The organism is Kribbella sp. NPDC051936 (genome assembly GCF_040680955.1).
Classification (GTDB): domain Bacteria; phylum Actinomycetota; class Actinomycetes; order Propionibacteriales; family Kribbellaceae; genus Kribbella.
Genome location: NZ_JBFAXS010000001.1, coordinates 497,017 through 521,475 on the forward strand (window position 1 = coordinate 497,017; position 24,459 = coordinate 521,475).

The 24,459-nt window shown below is 69.7% G+C and carries 24 protein-coding genes and 1 riboswitch; of the genes, 13 read left to right on the top strand and 11 right to left on the bottom strand.

Going from position 1 to position 24,459, the window contains the following annotated elements; all coding sequences use genetic code 11:
• Positions 1-14 precede the first annotated feature (14 nt).
• Positions 15-1,793 (bottom strand): ABC transporter ATP-binding protein, encoded by a 1,779-nt coding sequence (locus AB0L64_RS02540; protein ID WP_363706940.1) that lies wholly within the window; start codon positions 1,791-1,793, stop codon positions 15-17.
• Complete coding sequence (locus tag AB0L64_RS02545) at positions 1,790-3,550, bottom strand: ABC transporter ATP-binding protein (RefSeq protein WP_363706942.1); 1,761 nt, start codon at positions 3,548-3,550, stop codon at positions 1,790-1,792. The genes AB0L64_RS02540 and AB0L64_RS02545 overlap by 4 nt, the downstream gene beginning before the upstream one ends.
• Positions 3,551-3,714: 164 nt before the next feature.
• Here AB0L64_RS02545 and AB0L64_RS02550 point away from each other — a divergent pair, with 164 nt between their 5' ends.
• Entirely contained in the window at positions 3,715-5,124 is a 1,410-nt protein-coding gene (locus AB0L64_RS02550) for an MFS transporter (RefSeq protein WP_363706944.1), read from the top strand.
• On the opposite strand, the gene AB0L64_RS02555 is transcribed toward AB0L64_RS02550, so the two are convergent.
• Positions 5,111-6,124 carry a (p)ppGpp synthetase gene (locus tag AB0L64_RS02555; RefSeq protein ID WP_363706946.1) on the bottom strand — a complete coding sequence of 338 codons (1,014 nt, stop codon included), beginning with the start codon at positions 6,122-6,124 and terminating at the stop codon, positions 5,111-5,113. The two genes, AB0L64_RS02550 and AB0L64_RS02555, sit on opposite strands and share 14 nt — an antisense overlap.
• Before the next feature lie 149 nt (positions 6,125-6,273).
• On the opposite strand from AB0L64_RS02555, the gene AB0L64_RS02560 reads away from it, so the two are divergent.
• The 5 genes from AB0L64_RS02560 (at position 6,274) to AB0L64_RS02580 (ending at position 11,486) form a co-directional block, all read left to right on the top strand.
• Complete coding sequence (locus tag AB0L64_RS02560; RefSeq protein ID WP_363706948.1) at positions 6,274-7,467, top strand: ATP-binding protein; 1,194 nt, start codon at positions 6,274-6,276, stop codon at positions 7,465-7,467.
• Between the two features lie 217 nt (positions 7,468-7,684).
• The gene (locus AB0L64_RS02565) at positions 7,685-8,539 is read left to right on the top strand and encodes a DUF3152 domain-containing protein (protein ID WP_363706950.1); all 855 of its coding nucleotides are present in this window, start codon (positions 7,685-7,687) and stop codon (positions 8,537-8,539) included.
• Positions 8,540-8,567: 28 nt separating this feature from the next.
• Positions 8,568-9,374 carry a hypothetical protein gene (locus AB0L64_RS02570; RefSeq protein ID WP_363706952.1) on the top strand — a complete coding sequence of 269 codons (807 nt, stop codon included), beginning with the start codon at positions 8,568-8,570 and terminating at the stop codon, positions 9,372-9,374.
• On the top strand, positions 9,371-10,030 hold the full coding sequence (locus AB0L64_RS02575) for an alpha/beta hydrolase (RefSeq protein ID WP_363706954.1): 660 nt from the start codon (positions 9,371-9,373) through the stop codon (positions 10,028-10,030). Before AB0L64_RS02570 ends, AB0L64_RS02575 begins: the two co-directional genes overlap by 4 nt.
• Positions 10,031-10,047: 17 nt before the next feature.
• Positions 10,048-10,165: riboswitch (TPP riboswitch) on the top strand.
• Positions 10,161-11,486, top strand: coding sequence for a cytosine permease (locus AB0L64_RS02580; protein WP_363706956.1), 1,326 nt, complete (start codon positions 10,161-10,163; stop codon positions 11,484-11,486). It overlaps the preceding riboswitch by 5 nt.
• Here AB0L64_RS02580 and AB0L64_RS02585 read toward each other — a convergent pair.
• The 5 genes from AB0L64_RS02585 to AB0L64_RS02605 are packed head-to-tail and all read right to left on the bottom strand — an operon-like array spanning position 11,425 to position 16,211.
• A complete protein-coding gene (locus AB0L64_RS02585; RefSeq protein ID WP_363706958.1) occupies positions 11,425-12,645 on the bottom strand; it encodes a cation:proton antiporter in 1,221 nt (406 codons plus the stop codon). The two genes, AB0L64_RS02580 and AB0L64_RS02585, sit on opposite strands and share 62 nt — an antisense overlap.
• Before the next feature lie 39 nt (positions 12,646-12,684).
• Positions 12,685-12,915, bottom strand: coding sequence for an anti-sigma factor (locus tag AB0L64_RS02590; RefSeq protein WP_363706960.1), 231 nt, complete (start codon positions 12,913-12,915; stop codon positions 12,685-12,687).
• Complete coding sequence (locus tag AB0L64_RS02595) at positions 12,912-13,544, bottom strand: sigma-70 family RNA polymerase sigma factor (RefSeq protein WP_363706962.1); 633 nt, start codon at positions 13,542-13,544, stop codon at positions 12,912-12,914. The genes AB0L64_RS02590 and AB0L64_RS02595 overlap by 4 nt, the downstream gene beginning before the upstream one ends.
• A 29-nt stretch (positions 13,545-13,573) precedes the next feature.
• A complete protein-coding gene (locus AB0L64_RS02600; protein WP_363706964.1) occupies positions 13,574-14,278 on the bottom strand; it encodes a flavodoxin family protein in 705 nt (234 codons plus the stop codon).
• Positions 14,279-14,288: 10 nt separating this feature from the next.
• Complete coding sequence (locus AB0L64_RS02605; RefSeq protein ID WP_363706966.1) at positions 14,289-16,211, bottom strand: thiamine pyrophosphate-binding protein; 1,923 nt, start codon at positions 16,209-16,211, stop codon at positions 14,289-14,291.
• Between the two features lie 86 nt (positions 16,212-16,297).
• Between AB0L64_RS02605 and AB0L64_RS02610 the strand changes: the two genes are divergently transcribed.
• Both AB0L64_RS02610 and AB0L64_RS02615 read left to right on the top strand, forming a co-directional pair.
• Positions 16,298-16,906: a hypothetical protein gene (locus AB0L64_RS02610; RefSeq protein WP_363706968.1), complete on the top strand. Its 609-nt coding sequence runs from the start codon at positions 16,298-16,300 to the stop codon at positions 16,904-16,906.
• A 26-nt stretch (positions 16,907-16,932) separates the two neighbouring features.
• Entirely contained in the window at positions 16,933-17,616 is a 684-nt protein-coding gene (locus AB0L64_RS02615; protein ID WP_363706970.1) for a class I SAM-dependent methyltransferase, read from the top strand.
• A 90-nt stretch (positions 17,617-17,706) separates the two neighbouring features.
• Here the strand turns inward: AB0L64_RS02615 and AB0L64_RS02620 are convergent, their stop codons facing one another.
• Together AB0L64_RS02620 and AB0L64_RS02625 are read right to left on the bottom strand one after the other, a co-directional pair.
• A complete protein-coding gene (locus tag AB0L64_RS02620; protein ID WP_363706972.1) occupies positions 17,707-18,273 on the bottom strand; it encodes a methylated-DNA--[protein]-cysteine S-methyltransferase in 567 nt (188 codons plus the stop codon).
• Positions 18,266-18,751, bottom strand: a complete 486-nt coding sequence (locus AB0L64_RS02625; RefSeq protein ID WP_355693388.1) for a sigma-70 family RNA polymerase sigma factor — start codon at positions 18,749-18,751, stop codon at positions 18,266-18,268. Before AB0L64_RS02625 ends, AB0L64_RS02620 begins: the two co-directional genes overlap by 8 nt.
• A gap of 251 nt (positions 18,752-19,002) precedes the next feature.
• Here AB0L64_RS02625 and AB0L64_RS02630 point away from each other — a divergent pair, with 251 nt between their 5' ends.
• The 5 genes from AB0L64_RS02630 to AB0L64_RS02650 are packed head-to-tail and all read left to right on the top strand — an operon-like array spanning position 19,003 to position 23,440.
• Complete coding sequence (locus AB0L64_RS02630; RefSeq protein WP_363706974.1) at positions 19,003-19,545, top strand: flavin reductase family protein; 543 nt, start codon at positions 19,003-19,005, stop codon at positions 19,543-19,545.
• Positions 19,538-20,578 carry an ABC transporter substrate-binding protein gene (locus AB0L64_RS02635; protein ID WP_363706976.1) on the top strand — a complete coding sequence of 347 codons (1,041 nt, stop codon included), beginning with the start codon at positions 19,538-19,540 and terminating at the stop codon, positions 20,576-20,578. The genes AB0L64_RS02630 and AB0L64_RS02635 overlap by 8 nt, the downstream gene beginning before the upstream one ends.
• Positions 20,575-21,411, top strand: coding sequence for an ABC transporter permease (locus tag AB0L64_RS02640; protein ID WP_363706978.1), 837 nt, complete (start codon positions 20,575-20,577; stop codon positions 21,409-21,411). The genes AB0L64_RS02635 and AB0L64_RS02640 overlap by 4 nt, the downstream gene beginning before the upstream one ends.
• Positions 21,387-22,097, top strand: a complete 711-nt coding sequence (locus tag AB0L64_RS02645) for an ABC transporter ATP-binding protein (protein ID WP_363706980.1) — start codon at positions 21,387-21,389, stop codon at positions 22,095-22,097. The genes AB0L64_RS02640 and AB0L64_RS02645 overlap by 25 nt, the downstream gene beginning before the upstream one ends.
• Positions 22,094-23,440, top strand: a complete 1,347-nt coding sequence (locus AB0L64_RS02650) for an LLM class flavin-dependent oxidoreductase (RefSeq protein ID WP_363706982.1) — start codon at positions 22,094-22,096, stop codon at positions 23,438-23,440. Before AB0L64_RS02645 ends, AB0L64_RS02650 begins: the two co-directional genes overlap by 4 nt.
• Before the next feature lie 16 nt (positions 23,441-23,456).
• On the opposite strand, the gene AB0L64_RS02655 is transcribed toward AB0L64_RS02650, so the two are convergent.
• The gene (locus AB0L64_RS02655) at positions 23,457-24,446 is read right to left on the bottom strand and encodes a zinc-binding alcohol dehydrogenase family protein (protein WP_363706984.1); all 990 of its coding nucleotides are present in this window, start codon (positions 24,444-24,446) and stop codon (positions 23,457-23,459) included.
• Positions 24,447-24,459 lie beyond the last annotated feature (13 nt).

The following is a 24,459-nucleotide window of genomic DNA, read 5'->3' on the forward strand; positions in this document are numbered from 1 at the left end:
GGACACCCCGCTGGTCATCGGTCGCCGTGCCAGGAGTGCCAGAGTGCTGCGTACGCCCCCTGGGCGTCGACCAGTTCGTCGTGGCCGCCGAGCTCGACGATCTTGCCGTCCTCGACGACGGCGATCACGTCGGCATCGTGCGCGGTGTGCAACCGGTGTGCGATCGCCACCACGGTCCGGCCCTCCAGCACTGTTGCCAGCGACCTCTCCAGGTGCCGGGCCGCCCGCGGGTCCATCAGCGAGGTCGCCTCGTCGAGGACCAGGGTGTGCGGGTCGGCGAGGACCAGCCGGGCCAGTGCGACCTGCTGCGCCTGGGCCGGCGTCAGCGAGACCCCACCGGAGCCCACTTCGGTGTCCAGCCCGTCGTCGAACCCGGCGACCCAGCCGTCGGCGTCCACCGACCGCAGCGCCGCCCACAGGTCCGCGTCGGACGCGTCCTGCCGGGCGAGTCGCAGGTTGTCGCGCACGCTGCCCACGAACACGTGGTGCTCCTGGTTGACCAGGGCAACATGACTACGGACCTGCTCGGCAGACATCCGGCCGAGCGCCGCACCACCCAAGGTGATGTCACCGACGCGCGGCGAGTAGATGCCGGCCAGCAACCGGCCCAGCGTCGACTTGCCCGCACCGGACGGCCCGACGAGCGCGACTCGGGCGCCCGGCTCGACCGTCAACGTGACACCGTGCAGGACGTCGCGGCCCTCCAGGTACCCGAAGCGGACGTCGTCGGCCAGCACGGTCCGCCCCTCCGGCTCGGCCTCGCTCGCCGCCGCGGCGGTCTCGACCTCACGGACGCCGACCAGCCGCGCCAGGGACACCTGCGCGACCTGGAGCTCGTCGTACCAGCGGATCATCATATTGACCGGCTCGACGAGCATCTGGATGTACAGCGCACCTGTGGTCAGTGCACCGACGGTCAACCAGCCCTGGATCGCGAAACCGCCGCCGATGACCAGCACGGCCGCCAGCGCGACCGTGTGGGTCATGTTGATCACCGGGAACAGGATCATCCGCAGGTACAGCGTGTACCGCTCCCAGGCGACCCACTGACCGATCCGGGTGTCACCCAGCTCGATCCGGCGGCCACCGAGCCGGTGCGACTCGACGGTGCGGCCGGCGTCGACCGTCTCGGCCAGCGCCGAGGCGACCGCGGCGTACCCGGCCGCCTCCGACCGGTACGCCTTCGGGGCACGCTTGAAGTACCAACGGCCGCCGATGATCAGGATTGGCGCCGCGATCACCACCGCCACGGCCAGCGCGGGCGCCGTCACGATCAGCGCGCCGATCAGCAGCGACGCCCAGATGATCGCGATCGTCAGCTGCGGTACGGCGTCGCGCATCGCGTGCGACAGCCGGTCGATGTCCGTGGTGATCCGGGACAGCAGGTCACCGGTGCCGGCGCGCTCGAGCACGCCCGGCGGCAGCCCGACCGCACGGATCAGGAAGTCCTCGCGCAGGTCCGCGAGCATCTCCTCGCCGAGCACGGCACCGCGCAGCCGGGTCAGCCGCACGAACACCGTCTGCACCGCGAGCGCGAGGACGAAGCCGATCACGACATACGGCAGGTTGACGTCGGTGTGGCCCTCGGACAGCTTCTGCACGACGCGGCCGAGCAGCCACGGCCCGACCATGCCGCTCAGCGCTGCCACCGCGTTGACCAGCGTCAGCCACAGGAACTGACGCCGGTGCCGACGGAACAGTGTCTTGATGTAGGCACGCACCGTCGCGCCGCTGGCCACTGGGAGGCGCACTACCTCCTGTGGGGCTGCGGGGTCGTACTCCGGGCGCTTCACGCTGACTCCTCGAACGTTGGCTCTTCTTCACGGGTCACGACGGCCCTGTACCGCGCGTTGGTGTGCAGCAGCTCGTGGTGCGTGCCGACCGCGTCGACGCGGCCTTCCGGCACGAACACGACCCGCTCCGCCCGATCCAGCATCAAAGGACTGGACGTGAACACCACCGTGGTCCGGCCGGCACGCAGCAACTGCAGACCGTCCGCGATCCGCGCCTCGGTGTGTGCGTCGACCGCACTGGTCGGCTCGTCGAGCACCAGCACCTGCGGGTCGACGTACAGCGAACGCGCCAGCGCCACCCGCTGCCGCTGACCGCCGGACAGGGACCTGCCGCGCTCGGTCAGCACGGCCTTCATGGCGTCGGACTCACCAGCAGGCAGCGTCTGGCGCAGCACGTCGAGGATGTCCTCGCACTGCGCTGCGTCCAGGGCGGTCTCGGGTGAGACCGCACCACTCGCCGGCACGTCGAACAGCTCGCGCACCGTCCCCGACAACAGCACCGGGTCCTTGTCCTGCACCAGGACGACGGTGCGCGCGGACTCGAGCGGGATGTCGTCCAGTGCGACACCGTCGAGCAGGACGGAGGGCTCGTCGGTGGCGGACGGGCTGTGGCCACCCAGCCGGTCGGCCAGCAGACCACCGGCGTCCGGGTTGCCGCAGACGACCGCGGTGAAGCTCCCGGCCGGGACGTTCAGCCCGGTGACCGGGTCGAGCAGGTCGCCCTCCGGCAGCTGAGCCGCGGAAGTCCCCTTGGTCTCGTCGGTCCGCTGCAGCGACAGCACGCGCGCGGCCCGGCGCGCCGACACCTTCGAGAAGATGAACGCGCTCGCCGTCTCCTCGAACGTGTGCAGCGGAACCAGCATGAACGTGATGAACCCGTACGTCGTGACCAGCTCGCCGACCGAGATCCGGCCCTGGGTCACCAGCCGGACGCCCATCCAGACGACGAGCACCAGGAACAGACCGAACAGCAGCACCTGCAGGGCCGCGATCAGCGACCACATCCGGGCACTGCGCACCGCGCTGCTCCGGTACTGCTGCGAGGCCTCGCGGTAGCGCTGCAGGAACAGCTGCTCACCACCGATGCCGCGCAGCACGCGCAGACCGGCGACGGTGTCGGCGGCGAGCTCGGTGGCCCGGCCGCCCTTGGCCCGCTGCTCGTCCGCGCGGCGCTCCGCGGGACCCATCAGGGGCACGATCGAGAACGCGAGCACCGGTACGGCGATCGCGACGACGAGGCCGAGCTGCGGTTCGTACAGCAGCAGGCCGATGACGACCGCGAAGCAGGTCAGCAGCGCGGCCACGAAGCGGCCCAGGACCTCGACGAACCAGCCGATCTTCTCGACGTCGCCGCTGCTCACGGCGACCACCTCGCCGGCCGCGATCCGGCGGGTCAGCAGCGAGCCCAGCTCCGCGGCCTTGCGGAACAGCAGCTGCTGCAGGCGCGACGCGGTGCTGATCCAGTTCGTCACCACGGCCTTGTGGAAGAACGAGTCGGCGCCGGCCTTGGCCGCGCCGAAGGCCAGCAGCAGCGCGCCGGCCAGGATCAGCTTGGGCCAGGACAGGTCGATCGCCGCCTGCACGGCGAGACCGACGGCGACCGGAGCGGCGGCGATACCGCCGAAATAGACCAGTCCCCAGAACACCGCGAGGACTTGCCCCCGCAGTTGCTGGTGCTCCAGCCAGATGATGAGTCGGAGGCCGGAACGGGTGTCCGGCACACCCGGATCGGCGAACGGAATGAGGCGCAAAGACATGACGTCTCACAAAGAGGCATAGAAGGGTTGGAAGAAGGCACCTGACCAGGCGAATGGAACAAGCGTAGGCGGCCCCGCCGACAGTCCGTCAAACCGTTTTCGTGGATGGTCGGGAACCGTTTCCAAGCCAGGTAGTACAGTCTTCAACGGATGGAGGGAGCCGGGTGGAGGAGCTGACCCGCGGTCGGCGGCTGCTGGTGCTCGCGATCTGTTGCTCGAGCCTGTTCATCGTCGGGCTGGACTCGACCATCGTGAACCTGGCGCTTCCGGCGATCCGGTCCGAGTTCGACGCCTCGGTCGCCAAGCTGCAGTGGACGATCGACGCCTACACGCTGGTGCTGGCCTGCCTGCTGATGGTTTCCGGGTCGACGGCGGACCGCGTGGGGCGGCGGCGGACCTTCCAGGCCGGACTGGTGCTCTTCGGGATCGGGTCGTTGCTGTGCGGAGTCGCGACCAGTATCGACCTGCTGATCGCGTTCCGGGTGCTGCAGGCCGTCGGCGGGTCGATGCTGAACCCGGTGGCGATGTCGATCATCACCAACACGTTCACCAACCCGCGTGAGCGCGCCCAGGCGATCGGGGTCTGGGGCGGTGTCGTCGGGCTGAGCATGGCGGTCGGCCCGGTCGTCGGCGGTTCGCTCGTGGATGCGGCCGGGTGGCGGTTCATCTTCTGGATCAACGTGCCGGTCGCCGTCGCCGCCTTCGTCATGACGGCGCTGTTCGTACCGGAGTCGCGGGCCGCCGTACCGCGGCGGATCGATCCGGTCGGGCAGGTGCTCGTCGTCCTGCTGCTGGGCAGCCTGACGTACGGGATCATCGAAGGGCGGTCGGCCGGGTGGGGGTCGCCGCTCATCGTCGGGTGCTTCGTCGTGTGCGTCGTCTCGCTGGCGTCGCTCGTGTACTACGAGCGTCGCCGGGAGGAGCCGCTGCTGGACCCGCGGTTCTTCCGCAGCGCGCCGTTCTCTGGGGCCACGCTGATCGCGGTGTGCGGGTTCTCGGCGCTGTCTGGGTTCCTGTTCCTCAACTCGCTCTATCTGCAGTCTGTGCGCGGGTTCAGTGCACTGCATGCCGGTCTGCTGACCCTGCCGATGGCTGCGATGACTGTGGTGTTCGCGCCGGTGTCCGGGTGGCTGGTCGGTCACCGCGGCCCACGGGTACCGCTGGTCGTCGCGGGCACCATGCTGACTGTGGCGGGTCTCCTGCTGTCCCACTTGACCACTACTACTTCCACAGCATGGTTGCTGGTCAGCTATCTGGTCTTCGGGCTCGGCTTCGGGATGCTGAACGCACCTATTACCAATGCGGCGGTCTCCGGGATGCCACGTTCCCAAGCCGGCGTCGCTGCAGCGATCGCGTCGACCAGTCGCCAGGTGGGTGCCTCGCTCGGTGTTGCTGTCGCGGGGACTGTTCTCACGGCGCGTCTGGTCGGCTCTTTCGAGTCCGGGTTCGTCGACGCGGCAAAGCTGTGCTGGTACATCATCGCGGGCTGCGGTGCGCTGGTGCTGGTGCTCGGTCTGATCACCACGACTCGCTGGGCCCGCCGTACGGCAGAGGACCTCGTCAGGGCTGGATGATCTCGGCCCGGACCAGTGCCTTGAGCCGGCCGCGGAGGATCTTCTGGCGGCGCTCCTCGTCCGGGAACAGGTCCAAGTAGGCAGGGCCTTTGGCGGCGAGCAGGTCGTCGTCGAGGCGGCGTACCGTGCCTGCCGGCGCTCGGTGGGTCATAGCGGCCTGCACAGCTTCACTGTCGATCCCGGTGAGCAGTTCGGTGAGCTGCTCCTCCGTGGTGACACCGACGCGGTGCAGGATGCCCAGGATCCAGGCGTAGTGCGTGGTCTTCGCGTGCGGCGCGTCGGGATAGCGACGGGTCAGGTACGTCGTCAGCGTGGCCGTGGTGAGGTCGAGTGGCGCCTTGTCCTCCGCGGTCGCCGCCAGCTCGCGGTACAGGCGGTCGATCTCGGTGAACTCGTTGTCAGCCAGCTCCATCAGGGCCGCCGCCAGCAGGAACCGCCGGTCGAACTCGGGCTTGCGGTCCGGCGGGATGTCCAGCTTGTACCGGATGTCGTGCTCGAACTCGGCCCACGCGTGCTGGACCGCCGTACGGACCTGGATCTCCATCACGAGGTTCTTCAGTACGGCGTACTCCGGCAGCTCGCGGCGGTGCTCGTTCAACCGGACCAGGTAGTGCTTGCTGGCGTACCCGAAGACGCCCTGCGCCCGGGTGTGCGCGCCCATGTCGGTGTGCTCGACGATCTCGAACTCTTCCTCGATCACCTCGCACACCCGGTCCACCGCCTCGACCAGGAACGTGATCACCCGGGCCGCGACCAGGTCGGTGATCTGATTCAGCGGGTCGTCGTACTTCGGCCTGGCGGGATCGTCCGGGTGCGGCTTGGACGCCTTCGCGAGGAACGACTCCGGGTCCTTCGCGCGCGCCGTGGCGCTCAGGTAGTTGATGCCTTCCTCTTCGCCGATCAGCTCGTTGATCAGCGCTTCGAGCTTGCGTGCGCCGCCGACGTACTGCTGGTGCACCCGCTCGTACAACGCCCCTGCCTGCGGAGCCCACTCCACCATGGCGGAACCATAGTGGTCTTCGGGTCGCTCACGGTGTCTATTGGTTTCTAGTCATTTCACTAGAAAGCCGTAGAGACCACTCGCGACACGCTCTGGCCGTCGATCGGTCAATCTACGGAAAACGCTAGACGCGCTCATACAGTGAAAGCATGGATCCGATCCGGAATCCCTATGCGCCCGGCGCCGGTCAGCGGCCGCCTGAGCTGGCCGGACGCGACACCGAGGTGCGGCAGTTCGAGGTAGTGCTCGAACGGGTCGCGGCAGGCAGACCGGAGCGGAGCCTGGTGCTCAGCGGACTCCGGGGCGTAGGCAAGACGGTCCTGCTCAACACACTGCGCTCACAGGCCATCAAGCGAGCGTGGGGTACCGGCAAGATCGAGGCCCGGCCGGACCAGAGCATCCGGCTGCCGATCGCGCAGGCGCTGCACACCGCGATGCGGGAGCTGGGCCACCGGCACCGCGACGACGAGAAGGTCGACCAGTTCAGCGCCGTACTGAAGGCGTTCGCGCTGCGCACCGCGGTGAACGACCGGAAAGGCATCCGCTGGCATCCGCCGGTCGACGTCGCCGCGGCAAAAGGCCGGGCCGACTCCGGCGACCTCGAGATGGACCTGATCGAGCTGTTCACCGACGCCGCGGACCTGGCCGGTGACCTGACCGTCGGAGTCGGGCTGTTCATCGACGAGATGCAGGACATCAGCACCGACGACCTGTCCGCGCTGTGCGCCGCCTGTCACGAGATCTCGCAGCAGAGCGCCCCGCTGGTCGTCGTCGGCGCGGGGCTGCCGCACCTGCCCGCCGTACTGTCGGCCAGCAAGTCGTACTCCGAGCGGCTGTTCCGCTACATCCGCGTGGACCGGCTGGCGCGTGAAGCGTGCGACCGGGCGCTGATGGTGCCGGCCGAGAGCGAAGGCGTGCAGTACGACGAGGAGGCCCTGGACGAGCTGTACGCGCAGACCGACGGCTACCCGTACTTCGTGCAGGCGTTCGCGCACTCGACCTGGGACCACGCGCCGACCTCACCCATCACCATCAAGGACGTCGCCGTCGCCGCCCCCGAAGCATCCGCCGAGCTGACCGTCGGCTTCTTCGGCTCACGCTACGAACGCGCCACACCCGCGGAACGCGAGTACATGCGCGCCATGGCCGAACTGGGCATCGGCGTCGACGACGGCTCCGTCCCCACCGCCGAGGTCGCCAGCACCCTCAACCGCAAACCCCAGTCCCTCTCCCCCGCCCGCGACGGCCTGATCAAAAAAGGCCTCGTCTTCTCCGCCGAACGCGGCACCGTAGCCTTCACCGTCCCCCACTTCGGCAAGTTCCTCCGCACCCGCACAGCCTGACAACTGGCGGAGGGTGAGCGGGGAAGTGTGAGTGGTGAAGGTGAGGCAGGCCCACGCGTGCTCCCACCCACCCCCGGGCTAACGCCCGTGCATCAGCTCCCGGCCCGCGCCTGCAGTCGTACCGGGCAGGTCCGACAGTCTGGATTTCCTCAGTGCCCGGACGACTTAACACAACCGGGCTTTCGTGCTTTGGCAGGTATCGGTAGGGTCACTTGTCATGACCACCCGGCGGAGCGGCCAGCGGGCCGACGTGTCCAGGCGTCGGGGTGGGCGGCACAGTCGGCGGAAGTCGTACAAGGGGCAGTGGCTTGTGGTGACGGCGTTGGCGGTGCTGGGGACTGTGGTGGTGGCGCATCCGGATGTGGCGCATCGGAACAGTCTTGCGGCGGAGGCGGTGGCGGGGGTTGACGCTGTCGCCGAGGAGGTGCCGGTGGCTGCTACGCCCAAGCCGACGCCGGTCGCTACGCCGACGCAGAAGTTCACGACTCCGTTGCGGCCGGCACCGACGCTGACGCGCAAGCCGAAGAACGCGAAGCCGAACGTGCTGGTCTCGACCGGGAAGCTCGCGGTGGTGCCGGGGTCCGACAAGGCGACCGGGGTGCGCGACAAGCTGACGTACCGGGTCGAGATCGAGCAAGGGGTGTCGGTGAACGGCGCCGCGGTGGCGGCGGCGATCCACAAGACTTTGACGGATCCGCGCGGCTGGCAGGCGCTGCATCCGGTGAGTTTCGAGCGGACGGACCGCGTCGACGCCGACCTCCGGATCATCCTCGCGACACCGACCTTGACCGACAAGCTCTGTCTGCCGCTCGACACCGGCGGTGAGGTGTCCTGCCGCGTCGAGGACCGGGTGGTGCTCAACGCGAAACGCTGGATCTACGCGATCCCGGCGTACAACGGCAACGTCGAGATGTACCGCAGCTACCTGGTCAACCACGAGGTCGGCCACGCGCTCGGCCACGGGCACTCGACCTGCACCACCCCGAAGACCCCCGCGCCGGTGATGATGCAGCAGACCAAGGGCCTGGCCGGCTGCCTGCCGAACGCCTGGCCGACCATCAAGGCCACCTGAGAGACTGGGCGCGACGGAGGGAGCACCGATGTCGTCACAGGACTTCCCGACGTACGGCCGGGGCGATGAGCCCGAGAAGCAGCAGGCAGCTGGTGAGGAGCATCACTACGCTCCGCCCGCTCCGTACGGCGGTGGCACGTACGCCGGCCCGCCTGCCCCGCCGGAGCAGTTCCAGTACGCGCAGCCACAGCCGTACGGGACCCAGCCGCAACCGCAGGGCAACCCGGCGTACCACCAGCCCCCGGCCTACCGCCCCGGCGCACCCTACGGCGCCGAAGCGAGCCCGCAGCCGCATGAGCTCCCGACGTACGGCCGGGACGAGCCGTCGCGGGATCCGCGTGCCGCTCGGGTCGTCGGCCTGGCGACGTTCATCGCCGCGATCTACGGTCTGCTCGTCGTGTCCGTCCAGCGCGTCGCGCTGCGGGAGATCTCCCAGGCGCCCGGCTCACCACTCAACCACCCGTTGCGGACCGACGTGCTCGACGCGATCGGCCAGCTGCTGCTCCTGGTCGTCGGCACCGGCGCGCTGGTGATGTGGATCCGGGACGTGCTGGCCCGCCGCAAGGCCGGTCGTCGGCCCGAGCCGGCCGAGCTCGCTGGGTTGCTGCTGGTCGCGGTGTCGGTGGTGCTGATCCTGGTCTGGCTGCTCATGGTGCTGTCCACGGGGCTGGGCAGCAGCGACGACGCGCTGCACCGGCTGCCCACGGCGTACGGCTGGGGTGGGGTCGGCCTGCTGCTTCTCGCCGTCGGCCTGTTCCTCGGGTATCGCGAGCTGAAGCCCGATGTAACGAACCCCGTCGTCAAAGGCGCTCCGGCCAAGGCGCCCTGGGAGTGAGCGCACCGATCGTCCTCGTGCCCGGCCTGGGCCTCGGCCCGGAGTCGTACGCGCGGACCGCCGAGCATCTCGTCACGCCGTACCACGTGGTGACGCTGCCCGGGTACGGCGAACCGGCGGGCGCTCGGGAGGACCTGCATCCGCGGGCGCTCGCGGTGGCGCTGGCCGAGAAGATCCGCGAGCGGTCGGTGCTGGTCGGCCACTCGGCGAGCTGTCAGGTCGTCGTCGAGACGGCGGTGCGCTACCCCGAGCTGGTGCACGCGCTCGTGCTCGTGGCCCCGACGGGTGATGCCCGGATGTCGAGCTGGGTCGACCGCGCCGTCCGGCTCGTCGGGTCCGCGATCCCGGATGTGCCGAAGCTGGTCCGGATCAGCCCGCAGTACGCGCGCACGACGCTGCCGTCGATCGCCCGCGCCGGGGAGGCATCGCGGATCCACGACCTGGCCGCGGTGATGCCGCACGTCCGGGCGCCGGTGGTCCTGGTCCGCGGCAAGCACGACCTGATGTGTACGAAGGAGTGGCTCGAGCAGCTCGCCGAGCTCAGTCACGGTGAGGCGCGCACGCTGGAGACGGGTGCGCACATGCCGGTCGTCACGAACGGCCCCGAGGTGGCGGCGCTCATAGAACGAGCGGCCGCGCTGCCGGAAAATAGCTGACGCGTTAAACTTGCAGCACCAACCTATGCGGGAGCTCGCACCGAGGATGCGCGGGCTGAGAGGGCGACAGCTGGGTCGCCGACCGCCTGAACCTGACCGGGTAATGCCGGCGTAGGGAGTGGGGTCACTCATGACCGATACAGCTGTTCGTCCGTCGAGCTCCACCGAGGCTCCGCTCGTTCTCACCACCGATGCGCCGCGCACGCTCGGCTTCTTCGACCAGTTCACGCTCTGGGGCAACTTCGGCATCTCGCTGTTCGGCCCCGTGACCGGTGCGCTGGTCGCGGCGTACACCGGCTCGCTGTGGCAGGGCCTGCTCGCGGTCGTCGTCGGCTGTGGCATCGGTGCGCTGGTGCTCGGCGGTGCGGCCGTGTTCGGGTCGCAGACCGGTGCGCCGGCGATGGCGTGTCTGCGTGGTCTGTTCGGCCGCCGCGGCTCGATGGCGCCGACCGTGCTGAACATCGCGCAGAACGTCGGCTGGGCGACGATGGAGATCATCGTGATCTCGCAGGCCGCGGTCGCGGTGACGAGTGAGCGCTGGCGCTGGCTGTTCGTCGTCCTCGCCGGGGTGATCGCGACCGCGATGGCGGTGCGTCCGCTGGGCAGCGTGAAGATCCTGCGCAAGTTCATGGTCTGGCTGGTGCTGATCGCGTCGGTGTACCTGTTCGTGCAGGTGCTGAGCAAGCCGACGCACGCCCTGCCGCAGGACAGCGTGTTCGGCTTCTGGCCGGCCGTCGACCTCGCCGCGGCCGGTGTCGTGTCGTTCGCCCCGCTGGCCGCGGACTACACGCGGCACTCGCGGACCAACAAGGCGGCGTTCGCCGGTTCCTCGCTCGGCTACGGCCTGGCCGCCATCGCGTACTACGCGCTCGGTGTGGTCGCCGTTGCGACGCTGGGGACGAACAGCGACGACGTCATCACCGCACTGGTCACGCTGCCGGCCGGTGCGATCGCCCTGCTCGTGCTGCTGGTGGACGAGGTCGACGAGGCGTACGCGAACGTCTACTCGACCACGATGGCCGCGCACAACCTGATCGGCCACATCGACCGGCGGTGGATCTCGGTCGTGATCGGCGTGATCGCCACCGGGATCGCGCTGTTCATCGACCTCGGCAGCTACACGCAGTTCCTGTACCTGATCGGCTCGGTCTTCGTTCCGCTGTTCGCGGTCGCGATCGCCGACTTCTTCGTGGTCAGCAAGATGAAGTGGGACGTGTCCGGTACGGCGAAGTTCCGCTGGCAGCCGACCGTCGCGTGGCTGATCGGCTTCGTCGCGTACCAGTTGGTGAACCCCGGCACCGTCGCGGGCTGGTCGCCGTTCTGGACCAAGCTCCAGCAGGCCCTGTTCAACGACCAGCCCGTGCCCAGCTGGCTCGGCGCGACGTACACGTCGATCATCGTCTCGATGGTGGCTGCGGTACTGCTCGGCCGGATCGGTCGGCGGCAGGCTGCCTGAGCAGCACCAGCGCGACCGCCGGGAACACCAGCACGGACAGCAGCCCGGCGCAGACCAGAGCGGCGGCGGTGACCGGGCTCATCAGCCCGGTCGCCACGCCGATCTGCGTCGCCGTCACGATGAACGGCAGCGACGTCGCCTGCAGCAGCGCCGCCGCAGCCGTCGACCGGGGGCCCAGTGTCCGCACGGCGAGGTACGCCGGTGCGCCGCGCACGACGAGCAACGCGAGCAGGAACAACGGCACCCGGACGAGCGCGGCCGGGTCCTCGAGCAGGCCGCGCAGATCGAGCCGGAGTCCACTCGTCACGAAGAACACCGGGATCAGGAACCCGTAGCCCAACGCCTCCAGCTTGATCCGGAAGCGCGGATGCGAGGCGGCGTCCCGGTCGACCAGTCCGACCACCGCTCCGGCCAGGAACGCCCCGAGGATCGTCTCCAGCCCGAACTGCTCCGCCAAGGCGACGAAGGCGACCAGCAGCACCACAGCGGCCCGGACCCTGATCTCCGCTGTGGTGTCCTGCAGTCGCAGCAGGACCCCGCCGAGTCGCTGCGATCGTCCGGCGGTGGCGACGACGAGACCCGTGACGACCACCAGCAGAGCGAAGAGCGCGACCATGACGAGCCGTTCGCCCGCACTGCCTCCCTCGGTCGAGAAGACGAGTGACAGCACCAGTACGGCAGCGAAGTCGGCGACGGATGCGGCCGCGATGGTGAACTGCCCGACGCTGCCCTCGGCCTTGCCCGCGTCCTTGAGGACGGGCACGACCAGACCCAAGGACGTCGCTGACAACGTGACAGCGAGCAAGAGCGCGCTGTTCACCCAGCCGACCGCAGAGAACCCGAAGCCGGCCAGGCCGCCCAGCAGCAACGTCACCAGATAGCCCAGGACCGCCAGCCGCAGCACCTGTCCGCGCAGCCGGTGTACGTCGATCTCGAGGCCGGCCAGGAACAACAGGAAGCCCAGCCCGAGCAGCGAGACGATCTGCAGCGGCAGGTCGACGTCGATCAGGCCGAGGCCGTGCGGACCGAGCACGATCCCGGCGACGATCTCGAGGACGACCGCCGGGACCCGGAGTCGCGGTGCGAGCCCGAGCAGCAGCGGTGCGAGCAGCGCGATCAGGACGACCGCGAACAGGTTGGTGAACTCCACGTCCGGCATACCGCTTCAGTGCCGTCGACGCGGCCGGACGTTACGCGGTCAACCGCGCGGGAAGGAACGGAAGGCGTCGAGCAGCCGGTCGCGGGTCTCCTCGGGCAGGTTCTCGGGGCGGACCCGCCCGACCTCGGCCGCAGTGCGCCGGATCTGCTCGACGTAGATCTCGCAACCGTCGCAGAGCGCCAGATGCTCGACGAACCGCTGCTCGGTCTCCGGGGCCAACGCACCGTCGAGATAGGCGGTGACGAGCTCGACCAGCTCGGCGCACGTCATGCGTCAGCTCCCGTGAAGTAGTGGTCCAGCCGGCCGCGAACGGCTGCCCTGGCGCGATGCAGCAGGACCCGTTGATTGGCCATGGAGATCTCCAGCAACGCACACACGTCCTCGGCGTCGTGTCCGTCGATGTCTCGTAACGTCAGCACGACCTGCTGCCGGATCGGCAGGCCCTCGATCGCCGCGGCCACGGTGGACCGGACCTCGTGGGCCAGGACCTCGCTCTCGGTGGTCGGCCAGCGGTCCGGGAACGTGCGCCAGCCGCCCGGATACCGGTCGTCGGCGCCCCGGAAACGCTGCGGGTCGACCGTCGGCTCGCTGTCCGGCACAAGGCTCGTCCACGGGACGGTCCGCTGCTCGCGGGTGGCCCGCTTGCGGGCGATGTTCACCAGGATCCGGTACACCCACGTCCGCAGCGACGACCGGCTCTCGAAGCGGTCGATCCCCTCGAACACCGCCAGCCAGGTGTCCTGCACGACCTCCTCGGCACTGGCCGACGTGGACACGAACGACCGGGCCAGCCGCAGCATCGAGCCGGACCAGCCGTTCAGCAGACACACGAACGTCTCCTCGTCCCCGGTCCGCAGCCCGGCGACGAGGACGTCGTCCGTCGGCACCACCACCCCCACAAGCCGACGGTACAGCAGCACCCCGGACGTCAGCGGTACTCCGGGTTCTCGAAGTCGAAGCGGCAGCCGGCGTCCCACTCGGAGCGCTGGTTGCCGTGCGCCGGTACGCCGCCGGCGTCCTTCAGCATCCGCGCGAGGTGCAGCAGGTTCCAGGTCATGAAGGTCGTGTTCCGGTTGGTGAAGTCGTTGTCCGGCCCACCCGAACCCTCGTCCAGGTACGACGGTCCCGGGCCGGCCTCGCCGATCCACCCGGCGTCGGCCTGCGGCGGGATCGTGTACCCGAGGTGCTGCAGCGAATACAGGACGTTCATCGCGCAGTGCTTGACGCCGTCCTCGTTGCCGGTGATCAGGCAGCCGCCGACGCGGCCGTAGTACGCGTACTGTCCGTGCTCGTTCAGGATCGACGAGTTGCCGTACAGGCGTTCGATCACCTGTTTGGTGACCGAGCTGTTGTCGCCGAGCCAGATCGGTCCGGCGATCACCAGGATGTCGGCGGCCATCACCTGCTCCTGGATCGCCGGCCAGGCGTCGGTCGCCCAGCCGTGCTCGGTCATGTCCGGCCAGACCCCGGTGGCGATGTCGTGGTCGATCGCGCGGATCACGTCCACCTGGACGCCCTGCTTCTCCAGGATCTTCCGGCTGACGTCGATGAGTCCCTCGGTGTTGCTGACGGCCGGCGACCGCTTCAGCGTGCAGTTGAGGAACAGGGCGCGGAGGTCGTCGTACTCGGTCATCGATGTCTCCTCAGAGAAGTTCCGCGTCCTGCTCGACACAGAGCAGGACGGGGCCGGTGGCGGTGAACAGTTCGGTCATCGCGTCGTCCAGGTCCTGACGACGGGTGACCCGCAGGCCGGTCGCGCCGCACAGTTCGGCGTACGCGGCCCAGTCGGGGTTGTGCAGCGAGGTGTGCCAGACCGGGTAGTCGGCGGCGAGCTGCTCCTTGCTGATCTTGCCGAGCGAGTGGTTGTCGAGCAGTACGTGCTTGATCGGGATGCCGTACTTGACCGCGGTCGTGAGCTCGGCGGCGTACTGCGCGAAGCCGCCGTCACCGGTCACCGCGACGATCGGCCGGCCCGGAGCGGCCGCCCACGCGCCGAGCGCGGCGGGATACCCGAAGCCGATCGATCCGAGGTAGCCGGACATCAGCACCGGTTGGCCTTTCGACTCCAGGTACCGGCCGAGCGAGTACGCATGGTTGCCGACGTCAACGGTCACGACCGCGTCCGCGGGCAGATGCTTCGAGAGCGCGTCGAACACGGCCGCCGCCGACACACCGCGGCCTCGGTCGTCGTTCACGCGCCGCTGTTTCTCCGCGCGCCAGATCGCCCAGCGCTCGGCCACGTCCGGCCGCTGGTCCTCGGCCTTGACCTCGCCGAGCATGCCGGTGAGCGCGGACAGCGCGAGCCGCGCGTCGCCGAGCACGTCCACGGCGACCGCGTCGAAGCGTCCGATCGCGGTGTGGTCGTCGTCGATCTGGACGATCGGCTTGTACGCCGCGATACCGGTGTGGTTCGAGAACGAGGCGCCGGCCACGACGAGCAGGTCCGACTCGTTCATCAGCCAGCTCGCGACCGGCGTACCGCTGCGGCCGAGCACCCCGGCGCCGAGCGGATGCGTGTCCGGCAACAGTCCCTTGGCCTTGAAGGTGGTCAGCACCGGCATGTTCAGGCGCTCGGCCAGCTCGCGGACCTCGGTCTCGGCTCCACGGGCGCCGTGGCCCACGATCATCACCGGCCGGCGTGCGTCGCGGATCAGTGCCGCCGCACGGACCAGCGTGTCCTCGTCCGGCCGGATCCGGCGGCCGGAGAGCCGCCCGCTGGGGTTCTTGGCCGCCGCGTCGGACGGTTGGACCTGTACCTCGTCGGGCAGCACGAGATGCGCGACGCCGCGGCCGTCGATCGCGTGCTTGACCGCCAGCGCGGCCAGCTCGGCGTGATCGCTGCCGGCCTGGACCGCCGTACTCGAGACGGCGACGTCCTTGAAGACCGCGGTCAGATCGAGGTCCTGGAACGCGCCGCGGCCGAGCCACTTCGACGGCACCTGACCGGAGACGGCCAGGACGGGGGAGCCGTCGAGCTTCGCGTCGTACAGTCCGGTGAGCAGGTTGGTCGATCCCGGACCGGCGATCGCGAAGCAGACCGCAGGACGGCCCGTGAGCTTGCCGTAGGCACCGGCCGCGAACGAGGCCGCACCTTCGTGCCGGATACCGATGTAGGTGAGTTCACCGCGGTCCTCGGCCCGCCGCATCGCCTCGGCGAAGCCGAGATTGGAGTGCCCCACCATCCCGAACACATGACTGATGCCGTGGGCAACCAATGTCTCCACGAGGACGTCGGCCACGGTCCGGACCGCTTCCTGCCGGTCCGGCAACTGCACATAGACCCCGTCCGCCCGCTCGTCCACCGGATACGACGGGACGCTGTCGGAGAACCCCTCCGGCGGTCGGCCGCTGATCGGGTCGTAGTCGTACCCGTGCCACGGACACCGCAGCAGCCCCTTCTCGATCGACCCTTCCCCGAGCGGGCCGCCTTGGTGCGGGCACTTGTTCTCCAGCGCGCCGAGCCGCGCCCCGCAGCGGGCCAGCGCGATGCTCCGGCCGTCGACCACCACGCTGCGGACGCGCCCGTCCGCCGGTACGTCGACCTCGTCCACCCGATGCCAGTCCATGTAACGTCTCCCACCCTTCGCGGCACCAATCGATCAGGTGATCAGTGCCGACACACGGCCTGGGCGTTACAGAGGAGACCGCAGCCATGGACGAACGTTCGCTCGCCGTAACCCGTCGATCCCTGCACGGCGTCGCCGAGCTCGTCCTCGCCGGGCCGCAGCACGGCCGGGGAGGCGGCATCCGGCTGCGCGTCGTCCCCGGCGGGTTCGGCACCACCGACGGCGACTTCCGGGTCGAGGGCGACGCGCTCGTCGCGCCGGCGGGCACCGTCCGGCTGACCGGCACGTACGCCCAAGTCGCTGCCGCCGTGGGCCTCGAGGCGAGGCCGCTCGACGAGGTGTACTCCGGCGGCCCGATGATCGCCCCACACGAGCACCTCGAGATCGACCCGGCCGCGGCCCGGTTGCTCGCGGAGGCCTTCGCCCGCGGTGACGCGGCACTGCGGGCGTTCGCGCCGGGCGAGACACCCGTCCTGTGGCCCGAGCACTTCGACGTCGGGATCACCGTCGACGAGGTCAACTACGGCGTTTCGCCCGGTGACGACCACCTGCCCGAGCCGTACGCGTACGTCGGGCCCTGGATACCGCGGACCGGTGCTTTCTGGAACGCGCCGTTCGGCGCCACCCGAACGTTGGCCGAACTGTCCGACGTACTGGAATTCTTCACCGCCGGCAGATCCCTGCTGGACAACTGACCCACCGGGACCGGAATACTTGCCGCATGCTGAATTCCGCACTGCGTAGCCGGGCCGAATACGCCGAGCTCGGCGCCGACGGACTGGCCGCGCGGACAACGCCCGAGCGGGACGCCGCCATCGTCGCGGCGGTCGAGGAGCTGCTGGTCGGTCGGGAGTCGGTGCTCGACCTGTGCTGCGGGTACGGCCGGGTCGCGCTGCCGCTGCGCCGCGCGGGCAAGGTGGTGCGGGCGCTGGACATCTCACCGAACCTGCTCGAGGCCGGCCGGGCCGCGGCCGCCGAGGAGGAGCTCGCGATCGACTGGGCGATCGGCTCGATGACCGACCTGCCGTACAAGTGGGACTCGTTCGACGCGGTGATCTGCCTGTGGACGGCGTTCCACGAGCTGTTCGCCGAGGACGAGCAGATCTCCACCATCTGCGAGATCTCCCGGGTGCTGAAGCCGGGCGGGATCGCGATCATCGAGGGCCCGGTCTGGGGCCCGGCGACCGCGGGCGAGATCGCCGGAGGGATGCGCCAGGGCCCGGAGCACCGGATCGTCACCACCGAGCACGACGACGACCGCAGCAGCGTGCACTTCATCCACGACGAGATCAGCTACGGCCGGCTCTGCGCGGCCGCCGGAATCGACGACTACAAGGTCTACAAACGCGACTGGGGCGGCCGGCGCCGGCTCATCCTGGAGATCCACCAACCGGCAACTTCCTGACATGTCAGGAGGAGCAGATCCCCACTCCACATTGGGGATCTGCTCCTTTGAATTTCGAGTGTAAAACCATTCCGGGCTATTCAGGAAAACTCAGCTTTTTGCTTCGAGATTCAGCAAGAATCGCTTCGCCTCGAGGCCCCCGGCGTACCCGGTGAGCGCGCCGTTCGCACCGATCACCCGATGGCAGGGCAGCACGACGCACACCGGGTTGGCGCCCAGCGCGGTCCCGACCGCGCGCGCCGCCTTCGGCCGGGCGATGTCGCCGGCCACCGCGCCGTACGTCGTGGTCCGCCCGTAGCTCGTGTGCGTCGGCAGGTCCTCGAGCACCAGCCGCTGGAACGGCGACGCCAGGACCAGATCGACGTCCAGGTCGAACGCCCTGCGCTGCCCGGCGAGGTACTCGTCGAGTTGCCGTCGTACGTCGTCCAGCGGGCCGGGTTGCCGCAGGACCCGCGGCGACACGGCCCGGGCGAGCCGGTCGGTCATCGTCTCCTCGTCGTCGAACGAGCTGGCCACGACCCGCCCGCGCGCGATCGCGAGCAGCATCGTCCCGAGCGGGGTGTCGTGCAGCGTGTAGGCGACGTCGGCGGCCGGCAGGACGGGCGGCCTCAGGCCGGGGGTGCTGAGCCGGGTCAGCCGGCTCTCGAGATCAGTCATCGTGTACTCCGAGTTTCGTGCGCAGGGTCGCCAGCGCGTCGCTGACGAGCCGGCGCGACGCGGCGGGCGTGGTGTCCAGAGCGGCGGCCACGCCGTGGTGGTCCAGGTCGCCGACGTATTTGAGCGTGATCGCGAAGCGTTGCCGCTCCGGGAGGTCGTTGACCGCCCGCCACAGGTCGGGGTCCGGCCAGTCCGCGGTCTCGGGCCCGTCGACCGCGACCGGCGGCGCCTCGTCCAGCGGGCGCTGCGGTTTCCGCGCCCGGTGCACGTCGGTCGCGCACCGGGCGGTGATGGTCAGCAGCCAGCTGCGCAGGTTCTTCGCCGACGTCAGCGCCGGGTACGCCGCGTACGCCTTCTCCCAGGCGCGTTGCGCGACGTCGTCGCCGTCGTCCGGACCCGCCAGCGCGCGGGCCAGCCTGGCCACGTCCTGCCAGTGCGCGTCGATCAACGCCTGGAACGGGGGTAACCGCAGAGCCATCACGTAAGTAGAACGCATCGGGGTCGCGGCGTGTGAGTCCGGATCACGAGATTGTCTAGTTACTTGGTGGACATTGATGCGAAGATAGCTGACATGACGACGACACACCTCACCCGCCGTCGCGTCATCGACCTGCTGCGGACGGCGAGCGCCACCTGTCGGTGACGCGTTCACTCGCTGCTGCTCGCATGAGGCCTGTCTGATCACGCCTCACTTCACCTGTGGTCCCTGCCCCGTTCCGAGGGAGAGACATGTCCGTACCTGCCTTGAACCGTCCTGCCCTGTCCGTCGTCCCGGACCGATCCGTGGAGCGGACGGTGGACGCCGACGTCTACCGCTCCGTGTTCCGTCGCCACGCCGCCGGCGTCGTGGTGATCACCGCGGACGCCGGGCACGGCCCGGTCGGCTTCACCGCGACCTCGCTGGTCTCGATCAGCCTGCTGCCGCCGCTCGTCTCGTTCGCGATCGCCACCAGCGCGTCCAGTTGGCCGGCCGTGAGCACGGCGAGCAGCGTGGTGATCAACTTCCTGTCCGCCGACCAGCACGCGATCGCCGGCCGGTTCGCCACCAGCGGCATCGACCGGTTCGCCGAACCGACCCGCTGGTCGCGGCTGCCCACCGGCGAACCGGTCCTCGACGACGTCCCGAGCTTCCTGCGGGCGCAGATCGCGCACCGCTTCGCCGTCGGCGACCACTACCTGGTCGTCGCCCGCCTCGCCACCCATACCGAACGCCGTGAGCACGAGTCGCTGCTCTACCACGACGGCCGCTACGCGAAAGCACACCATGTCTAGAAAACGCCTCCTCCCCGCCCTCGCCCTGCTCGCCCTCGTCGCCGGTTGCGGCGCGAACGCGGCCGCCGACTCCGCGAAGCTCTCGCTCGACGCACCGCTGCCGACCGCGGTCCCGGACGGCGCCAAGATCGTCGTCGGCGATCCCGCCACCGAGGTCGCGCTGAAGCTCTCCGGCCAGTACGACAAGGTCTCGAAGTACGTCCAGTTCGCGAACCTGAGCGGTGGTCCCCAGACCACCGAGGCGTTCCGGGCGCACGCCCTGGACCTCGGCTCGGTCGCCGAGATCCCCCCGATCCACGCGACCTGGACCGGTCTGCACGTGAAGATCGTCGCCTCCAAGTTCCGCCAGGACCCGCTGCACCACCCGATCTACAAGCTCGGCGTCGCCCCCGGGGTGTCGGTGAAGACCCTCGGTGACCTACGCGGCAAGAAGATCGCGTACAGCCCTGGGCAGGCGCAGGGCGCGCTGATCCTGAAGGTCCTGCAGAAGGCGGGACTGACCAAGGACGACGTCAAGCTGGTCGAGCTGCCGAGCACCGGCGACGTCTACGCCCAGGCGCTCGCCGGCAAGCAGGTCGACGTGGCGCCGATCGGCGGCGTCCAGATCAAGCGGTACCTGGCGAAGTACGGCAAGGACGGCGCGAGCACGATCGACCACGGCCTGCGCGACGACGCCGGCCACCTCTACGGTCCGGTCGAGTCGCTCGAGGACCCGGCGAAGGCCGCCGCGATCCGCGCGTACGTCGCTGCCTGGGGTGTCGCCCAGGAATGGATCGACAAGCACCCCAAGGAGTGGATCGAGGGCTACTACGTCAAGAACCAAGGCCTGAGCGCCGCCGACGGGCAGTGGCTGGTCGACAACGCCGGTCACCCGGACATCCCGGCCGACTGGAGTGACGCGATCGAGCGCCAGCAGGAAACGATCGAGTTGCTCGCCCACGAGACCGGCAACAAGGTGATCGAGGCCAAGGACCTGTACGACCTGCGGTTCCAGACCGTCGCCACGGACGCGATCAAGGCAGGCGCCAAATGAGCGCCACCACCCTGCCCGGGCTGCGTCCGCGCGCCGCGACCAGCCCCGTCGTACGGCGCCGCCGGCTCGGACCGGGCACGCCGATCCGGTTCGGGTCCGCGATCGGGCCGGTGCTGCTGCTGGTGATCTGGAGCATCGGATCCGCCACCGGTTGGATCGACCAACGAGTCCTGTCCGCGCCGTGGACCGTGGTGACCACGGCCGGCGACCTGATCGCCGACGGCCGCCTGCAGTCGAACCTGTGGACGTCCGCGCAGCGTGCGCTCGTCGGCCTCGCGCTCGGCATCGTGCTCGGCGTCGTCCTCGCGCTGATCTCCGGCCTGTCCCGGCTCGGTGAGGCGGTCCTCGACGGCCCGATCCAGATCAAGCGCGCGATCCCGTCGCTGGCCCTGCTGCCGCTGCTGATCCTCTGGCTGGGCATCGGCGAGTCGATGAAGATCGTCACCATCCTGCTCGGGGTGTTCGTGCCGATCTACATCCACACCCACAACGGGCTGCGCACGATCGACAGCCGGTACGTCGAGCTCGCGCAGACCGTCGGGTTGTCGCAGTGGGAGTTCGTCCGGCGCGTCGTCCTGCCGGGCGCGCTGCCCGGCTTCCTGCTCGGGCTGCGGTTCGCCGTCACCGGCGCCTGGCTGTCGCTGGTCGTCGTCGAGCAGATCAACTCCACCAGCGGCATCGGCTACATGATGGAACTGGCCCGCACGTACGGGCAGACCGACATCATCATCGTCGGCCTGGTCGTGTACGGCGTCCTTGGTCTGCTGTCCGACGCGGTCGTCCGCCTGGTCCAGAGGAGGGCGCTGTCATGGCGACGAACGTTGGCCTCCTGACCGTCCAGGTCCGTGACCTGATCCGCCGGTACGACGATCGCCCCGTCCTGGACGGGCTGGACCTGGACATCGCGCCCGGCGAATTCGTCGCACTGCTGGGGAAGAGCGGATCCGGGAAGAGCACGCTGCTGCGGGCCCTCGCCGGCCTGGACCACGACGTCGAGGGAACCGGTGAGCTGGCCGTCCCGGCGAACGTCTCGGTGGTGTTCCAGGACTCCAGGCTGTTGCCATGGGCAAGAGTGCTGGACAATGTCGTGCTCGGGTTGGGCGCTGCGGACGACCGCGGCCGCGAGAGCCTGGCGGAGGTCGGACTCGCCGGACGCGAGAAGGCCTGGCCGAACGAGCTGTCCGGCGGCGAGCAGCAGCGGGTCGCGTTGGCGCGGTCGCTCGTGCGAGAGCCGGAGCTGTTGCTCGCGGACGAGCCCTTCGGGGCGCTGGACGCGCTGACCCGGCTGAAGATGCACGCGCTGCTGCGGAAGCTGTGCGCGGCGCACCAACCCGCCGTACTGCTGGTGACGCACGACGTCGACGAGGCGATCGTGCTGGCCGACCGGGTGATCGTGCTCGACGCCGGCCGGATCGTCGCCGAGGAAACCATCACGCTGGCGGCGCCCCGGAGCGCGGCCGATCCAGGATTCGCCGCGGTCCGGTCGCGGCTTCTCGACGCCTTGGGAGTTTCGGTATGAGCAGGCCCAGTAGACAACTGCACCTGAACGCGTTCCTGATGAGCACCGGTCACCACGAGGCGTCCTGGCGGCTGCCGGAGAGCGACCCGTTCGCGAACACGTCCGTGGCGCACTACCAGGCGCTGGCGCAGCTGGCCGAGCGCGGCAAGTTCGACTCGATCTTCTTCGCGGACTCGCCGGTGCTGTTCGGCGACGTCGGGCGGCGCCCGGCCGGCTCGCTGGAGCCGACCGTGCTGCTGACCGCGATCGCGGCGGTCACGTCGCGGATCGGGCTGATCGCCACCGCGTCCACGACGTACAACGAGCCGTTCAACCTGGCCCGCCGGTTCGCCAGCGTCGACCACGTGAGCGGCGGCCGCGCGGGCTGGAACGTCGTCACCACAGCCGGGCCGGAGGCGGCGCGCAACTTCAACCTGGCCGACCAGCCGGCGCACGCGGAGCGGTACGAGCGCGCCGCCGAGTTCCTCGAGGTCGCGTACCAGCTCTGGGACTCGTGGCAGGACGACGCGGCGATCGCGGACAAGGCGTCCGGTGTGTGGGCGCTGAACGAGCGCGTGGTGCCGATCGACCACGTCGGGCGGCACTTCCAGGTCCGTGGGCCGCTGAACCTGCCGCGCTCGCCGCAGGGGCACCCTCTGATCGTCCAGGCCGGGTCGTCGGAGGACGGCAAGGGCCTGGCGGCTCGGTACGCCGAAGCCGTGTTCACCGCGCAGCAGACGCTGGAGGACGCGCAGGAGTTCTACCGCGACCTCAAGGCGCGGACGGCGGCGCTCGGGCGGGACCCGTCGTCGGTGAAGATCCTGCCCGGGATCGTGCCGGTGATCGGGTCCACGGTCGCGGAGGCGGAGCGGCTGGAACACCAGCTGGACTCGCTGATCCGGCCGGAGTACGCGCGGCTGCAGCTGGCCCGCACGCTGCGGGTGGCGCCGGAGGATCTGCCGTTCGACCAGCAACTGCCCGCCGATCTGCCGGACGAGGACGAGATCGAGGGCGCCAAGAGCCGGTACACGCTGATCGTCACACTCGCCCGGCGGGAGAAGCTGACTGTCCGCGAGCTGATCGGCCGGCTCGGCGGCGGGCGCGGGCACCGGACCTTCACCGGCACGCCGGAGCAGGTCGCGGACGCGATCCAGCACTGGTTCGAGGCTGGCGCGGCGGACGGCTTCAACGTGATGCCGCCGGTCCTGCCGTCCGGTCTGACCACGTTCGTCGACGAGGTGATCCCGATCCTGCAGGCCCGCGGCCTGTTCCGGACCGGGTACACCGGCACGACCCTGCGCGAACACTACGGCCTGCCCCGTCCCGCCGGCCGTCTCGTCGCGCCGCAGGAGGCCACCGCCTGAGTCGTCGGGGGTCCCGTCAGGTGGCGGGACCCCCGACCCGTACGACGAGCTTCCCGACCGCCTTGCCGTCCTGCATGATGCGGTGCGCCTCGCCGATCTCGTCCATCGTGAAGACGCGGTCGATCCGGATCGGGAGCGTGCCGGCCGCGACCAGGTCGACGTACCGCTGGAACGCGTCGGCGGGCAGGTCCGAGCTCTCGCCGCCGTACGCCGTCAGCCGGACGCCGTTCGGGAGGTAGCCGATCGGGTAGAAGTCCGGGATCGTCCAGGTGTCGCTGAGCATTCCCGTGAAACACACCGTTCCGTGCACAGCCGTGGCTTTCAGAGTGTCGGGGAGGACATTCGTCCCGACCAGTTCGAGCGCCGCGTGAACGCCGTTCGGCAGAATCTCCCGGACCTTTTGCGCAACGTTGCCGTCGTCAACGATCGGGTGATCGACGCCGAGCTCGCGGAGCACCTGTACGCGCTGCGGATTCCGCGTCGTCGAGAACACGGTCAACCCGTGCTCCTTCGCCAGGACGGCCGCCGCGACGCCGACCGACGACGTACCGCCGCGGACCAGCAGCGACTGGCCCGGCTCGATCCCGAGGCCCGTATGGAGCGAGCCGTGTGCCGTCTGCAGCATCTCCGGCAGCGCGCCGAGCGTCGCCCAGTCCAGGTCGGTCGTCACCGGGATCACCGACGACGCCGGGACGACGGTGTACTCGGCGTACCCGCCGTCGTACTCGCGGCCCATCCCGCCCATCATCGCCACGACCTGCTGCCCGCTGGTGAATTCACCACCCGGCGCGAGGTCGACCGTCCCGGCGGCCTCGATGCCGGGGATCAGCGGGAACCGCGCGTTCGTCGCCAGCCCGGCGCGGAGGTGGTACTCCGAGCGGTTCAGCCCGAACGCCTCCACCTTGATCCGCACCCAACCGGCCGCCGGCTCCGGCACCGGCACCCGCCGCACCCGAAGCTCCTCCGGCTCCACCGGCCCGTCCAGCACGATCGCCCGCATGTCCATGCCGCCAATCTTC

Coding starts and splice junctions, on each gene's coding strand:
- AB0L64_RS02605 (WP_363706966.1), bottom strand. CDS start 16,211: ATGGACTGGCATCGGGTGGACGAGGTCGACGTACCGGCGGACGGGCGC.
- AB0L64_RS02570 (WP_363706952.1), top strand. CDS start 8,568: ATGTCGTCACAGGACTTCCCGACGTACGGCCGGGGCGATGAGCCCGAG.
- AB0L64_RS02635 (WP_363706976.1), top strand. CDS start 19,538: ATGTCTAGAAAACGCCTCCTCCCCGCCCTCGCCCTGCTCGCCCTCGTC.
- AB0L64_RS02560 (WP_363706948.1), top strand. CDS start 6,274: ATGGATCCGATCCGGAATCCCTATGCGCCCGGCGCCGGTCAGCGGCCG.
- AB0L64_RS02655 (WP_363706984.1), bottom strand. CDS start 24,446: ATGGACATGCGGGCGATCGTGCTGGACGGGCCGGTGGAGCCGGAGGAG.
- AB0L64_RS02650 (WP_363706982.1), top strand. CDS start 22,094: ATGAGCAGGCCCAGTAGACAACTGCACCTGAACGCGTTCCTGATGAGC.
- AB0L64_RS02640 (WP_363706978.1), top strand. CDS start 20,575: ATGAGCGCCACCACCCTGCCCGGGCTGCGTCCGCGCGCCGCGACCAGC.
- AB0L64_RS02620 (WP_363706972.1), bottom strand. CDS start 18,273: ATGACTGATCTCGAGAGCCGGCTGACCCGGCTCAGCACCCCCGGCCTG.
- AB0L64_RS02555 (WP_363706946.1), bottom strand. CDS start 6,124: ATGGTGGAGTGGGCTCCGCAGGCAGGGGCGTTGTACGAGCGGGTGCAC.
- AB0L64_RS02600 (WP_363706964.1), bottom strand. CDS start 14,278: ATGACCGAGTACGACGACCTCCGCGCCCTGTTCCTCAACTGCACGCTG.
- AB0L64_RS02590 (WP_363706960.1), bottom strand. CDS start 12,915: ATGACGTGCGCCGAGCTGGTCGAGCTCGTCACCGCCTATCTCGACGGT.
- AB0L64_RS02565 (WP_363706950.1), top strand. CDS start 7,685: ATGACCACCCGGCGGAGCGGCCAGCGGGCCGACGTGTCCAGGCGTCGG.
- AB0L64_RS02630 (WP_363706974.1), top strand. CDS start 19,003: ATGTCCGTACCTGCCTTGAACCGTCCTGCCCTGTCCGTCGTCCCGGAC.
- AB0L64_RS02645 (WP_363706980.1), top strand. CDS start 21,387: ATGGCGACGAACGTTGGCCTCCTGACCGTCCAGGTCCGTGACCTGATC.
- AB0L64_RS02625 (WP_355693388.1), bottom strand. CDS start 18,751: ATGGCTCTGCGGTTACCCCCGTTCCAGGCGTTGATCGACGCGCACTGG.
- AB0L64_RS02580 (WP_363706956.1), top strand. CDS start 10,161: ATGACCGATACAGCTGTTCGTCCGTCGAGCTCCACCGAGGCTCCGCTC.
- AB0L64_RS02545 (WP_363706942.1), bottom strand. CDS start 3,550: ATGTCTTTGCGCCTCATTCCGTTCGCCGATCCGGGTGTGCCGGACACC.
- AB0L64_RS02585 (WP_363706958.1), bottom strand. CDS start 12,645: ATGCCGGACGTGGAGTTCACCAACCTGTTCGCGGTCGTCCTGATCGCG.
- AB0L64_RS02610 (WP_363706968.1), top strand. CDS start 16,298: ATGGACGAACGTTCGCTCGCCGTAACCCGTCGATCCCTGCACGGCGTC.
- AB0L64_RS02615 (WP_363706970.1), top strand. CDS start 16,933: ATGCTGAATTCCGCACTGCGTAGCCGGGCCGAATACGCCGAGCTCGGC.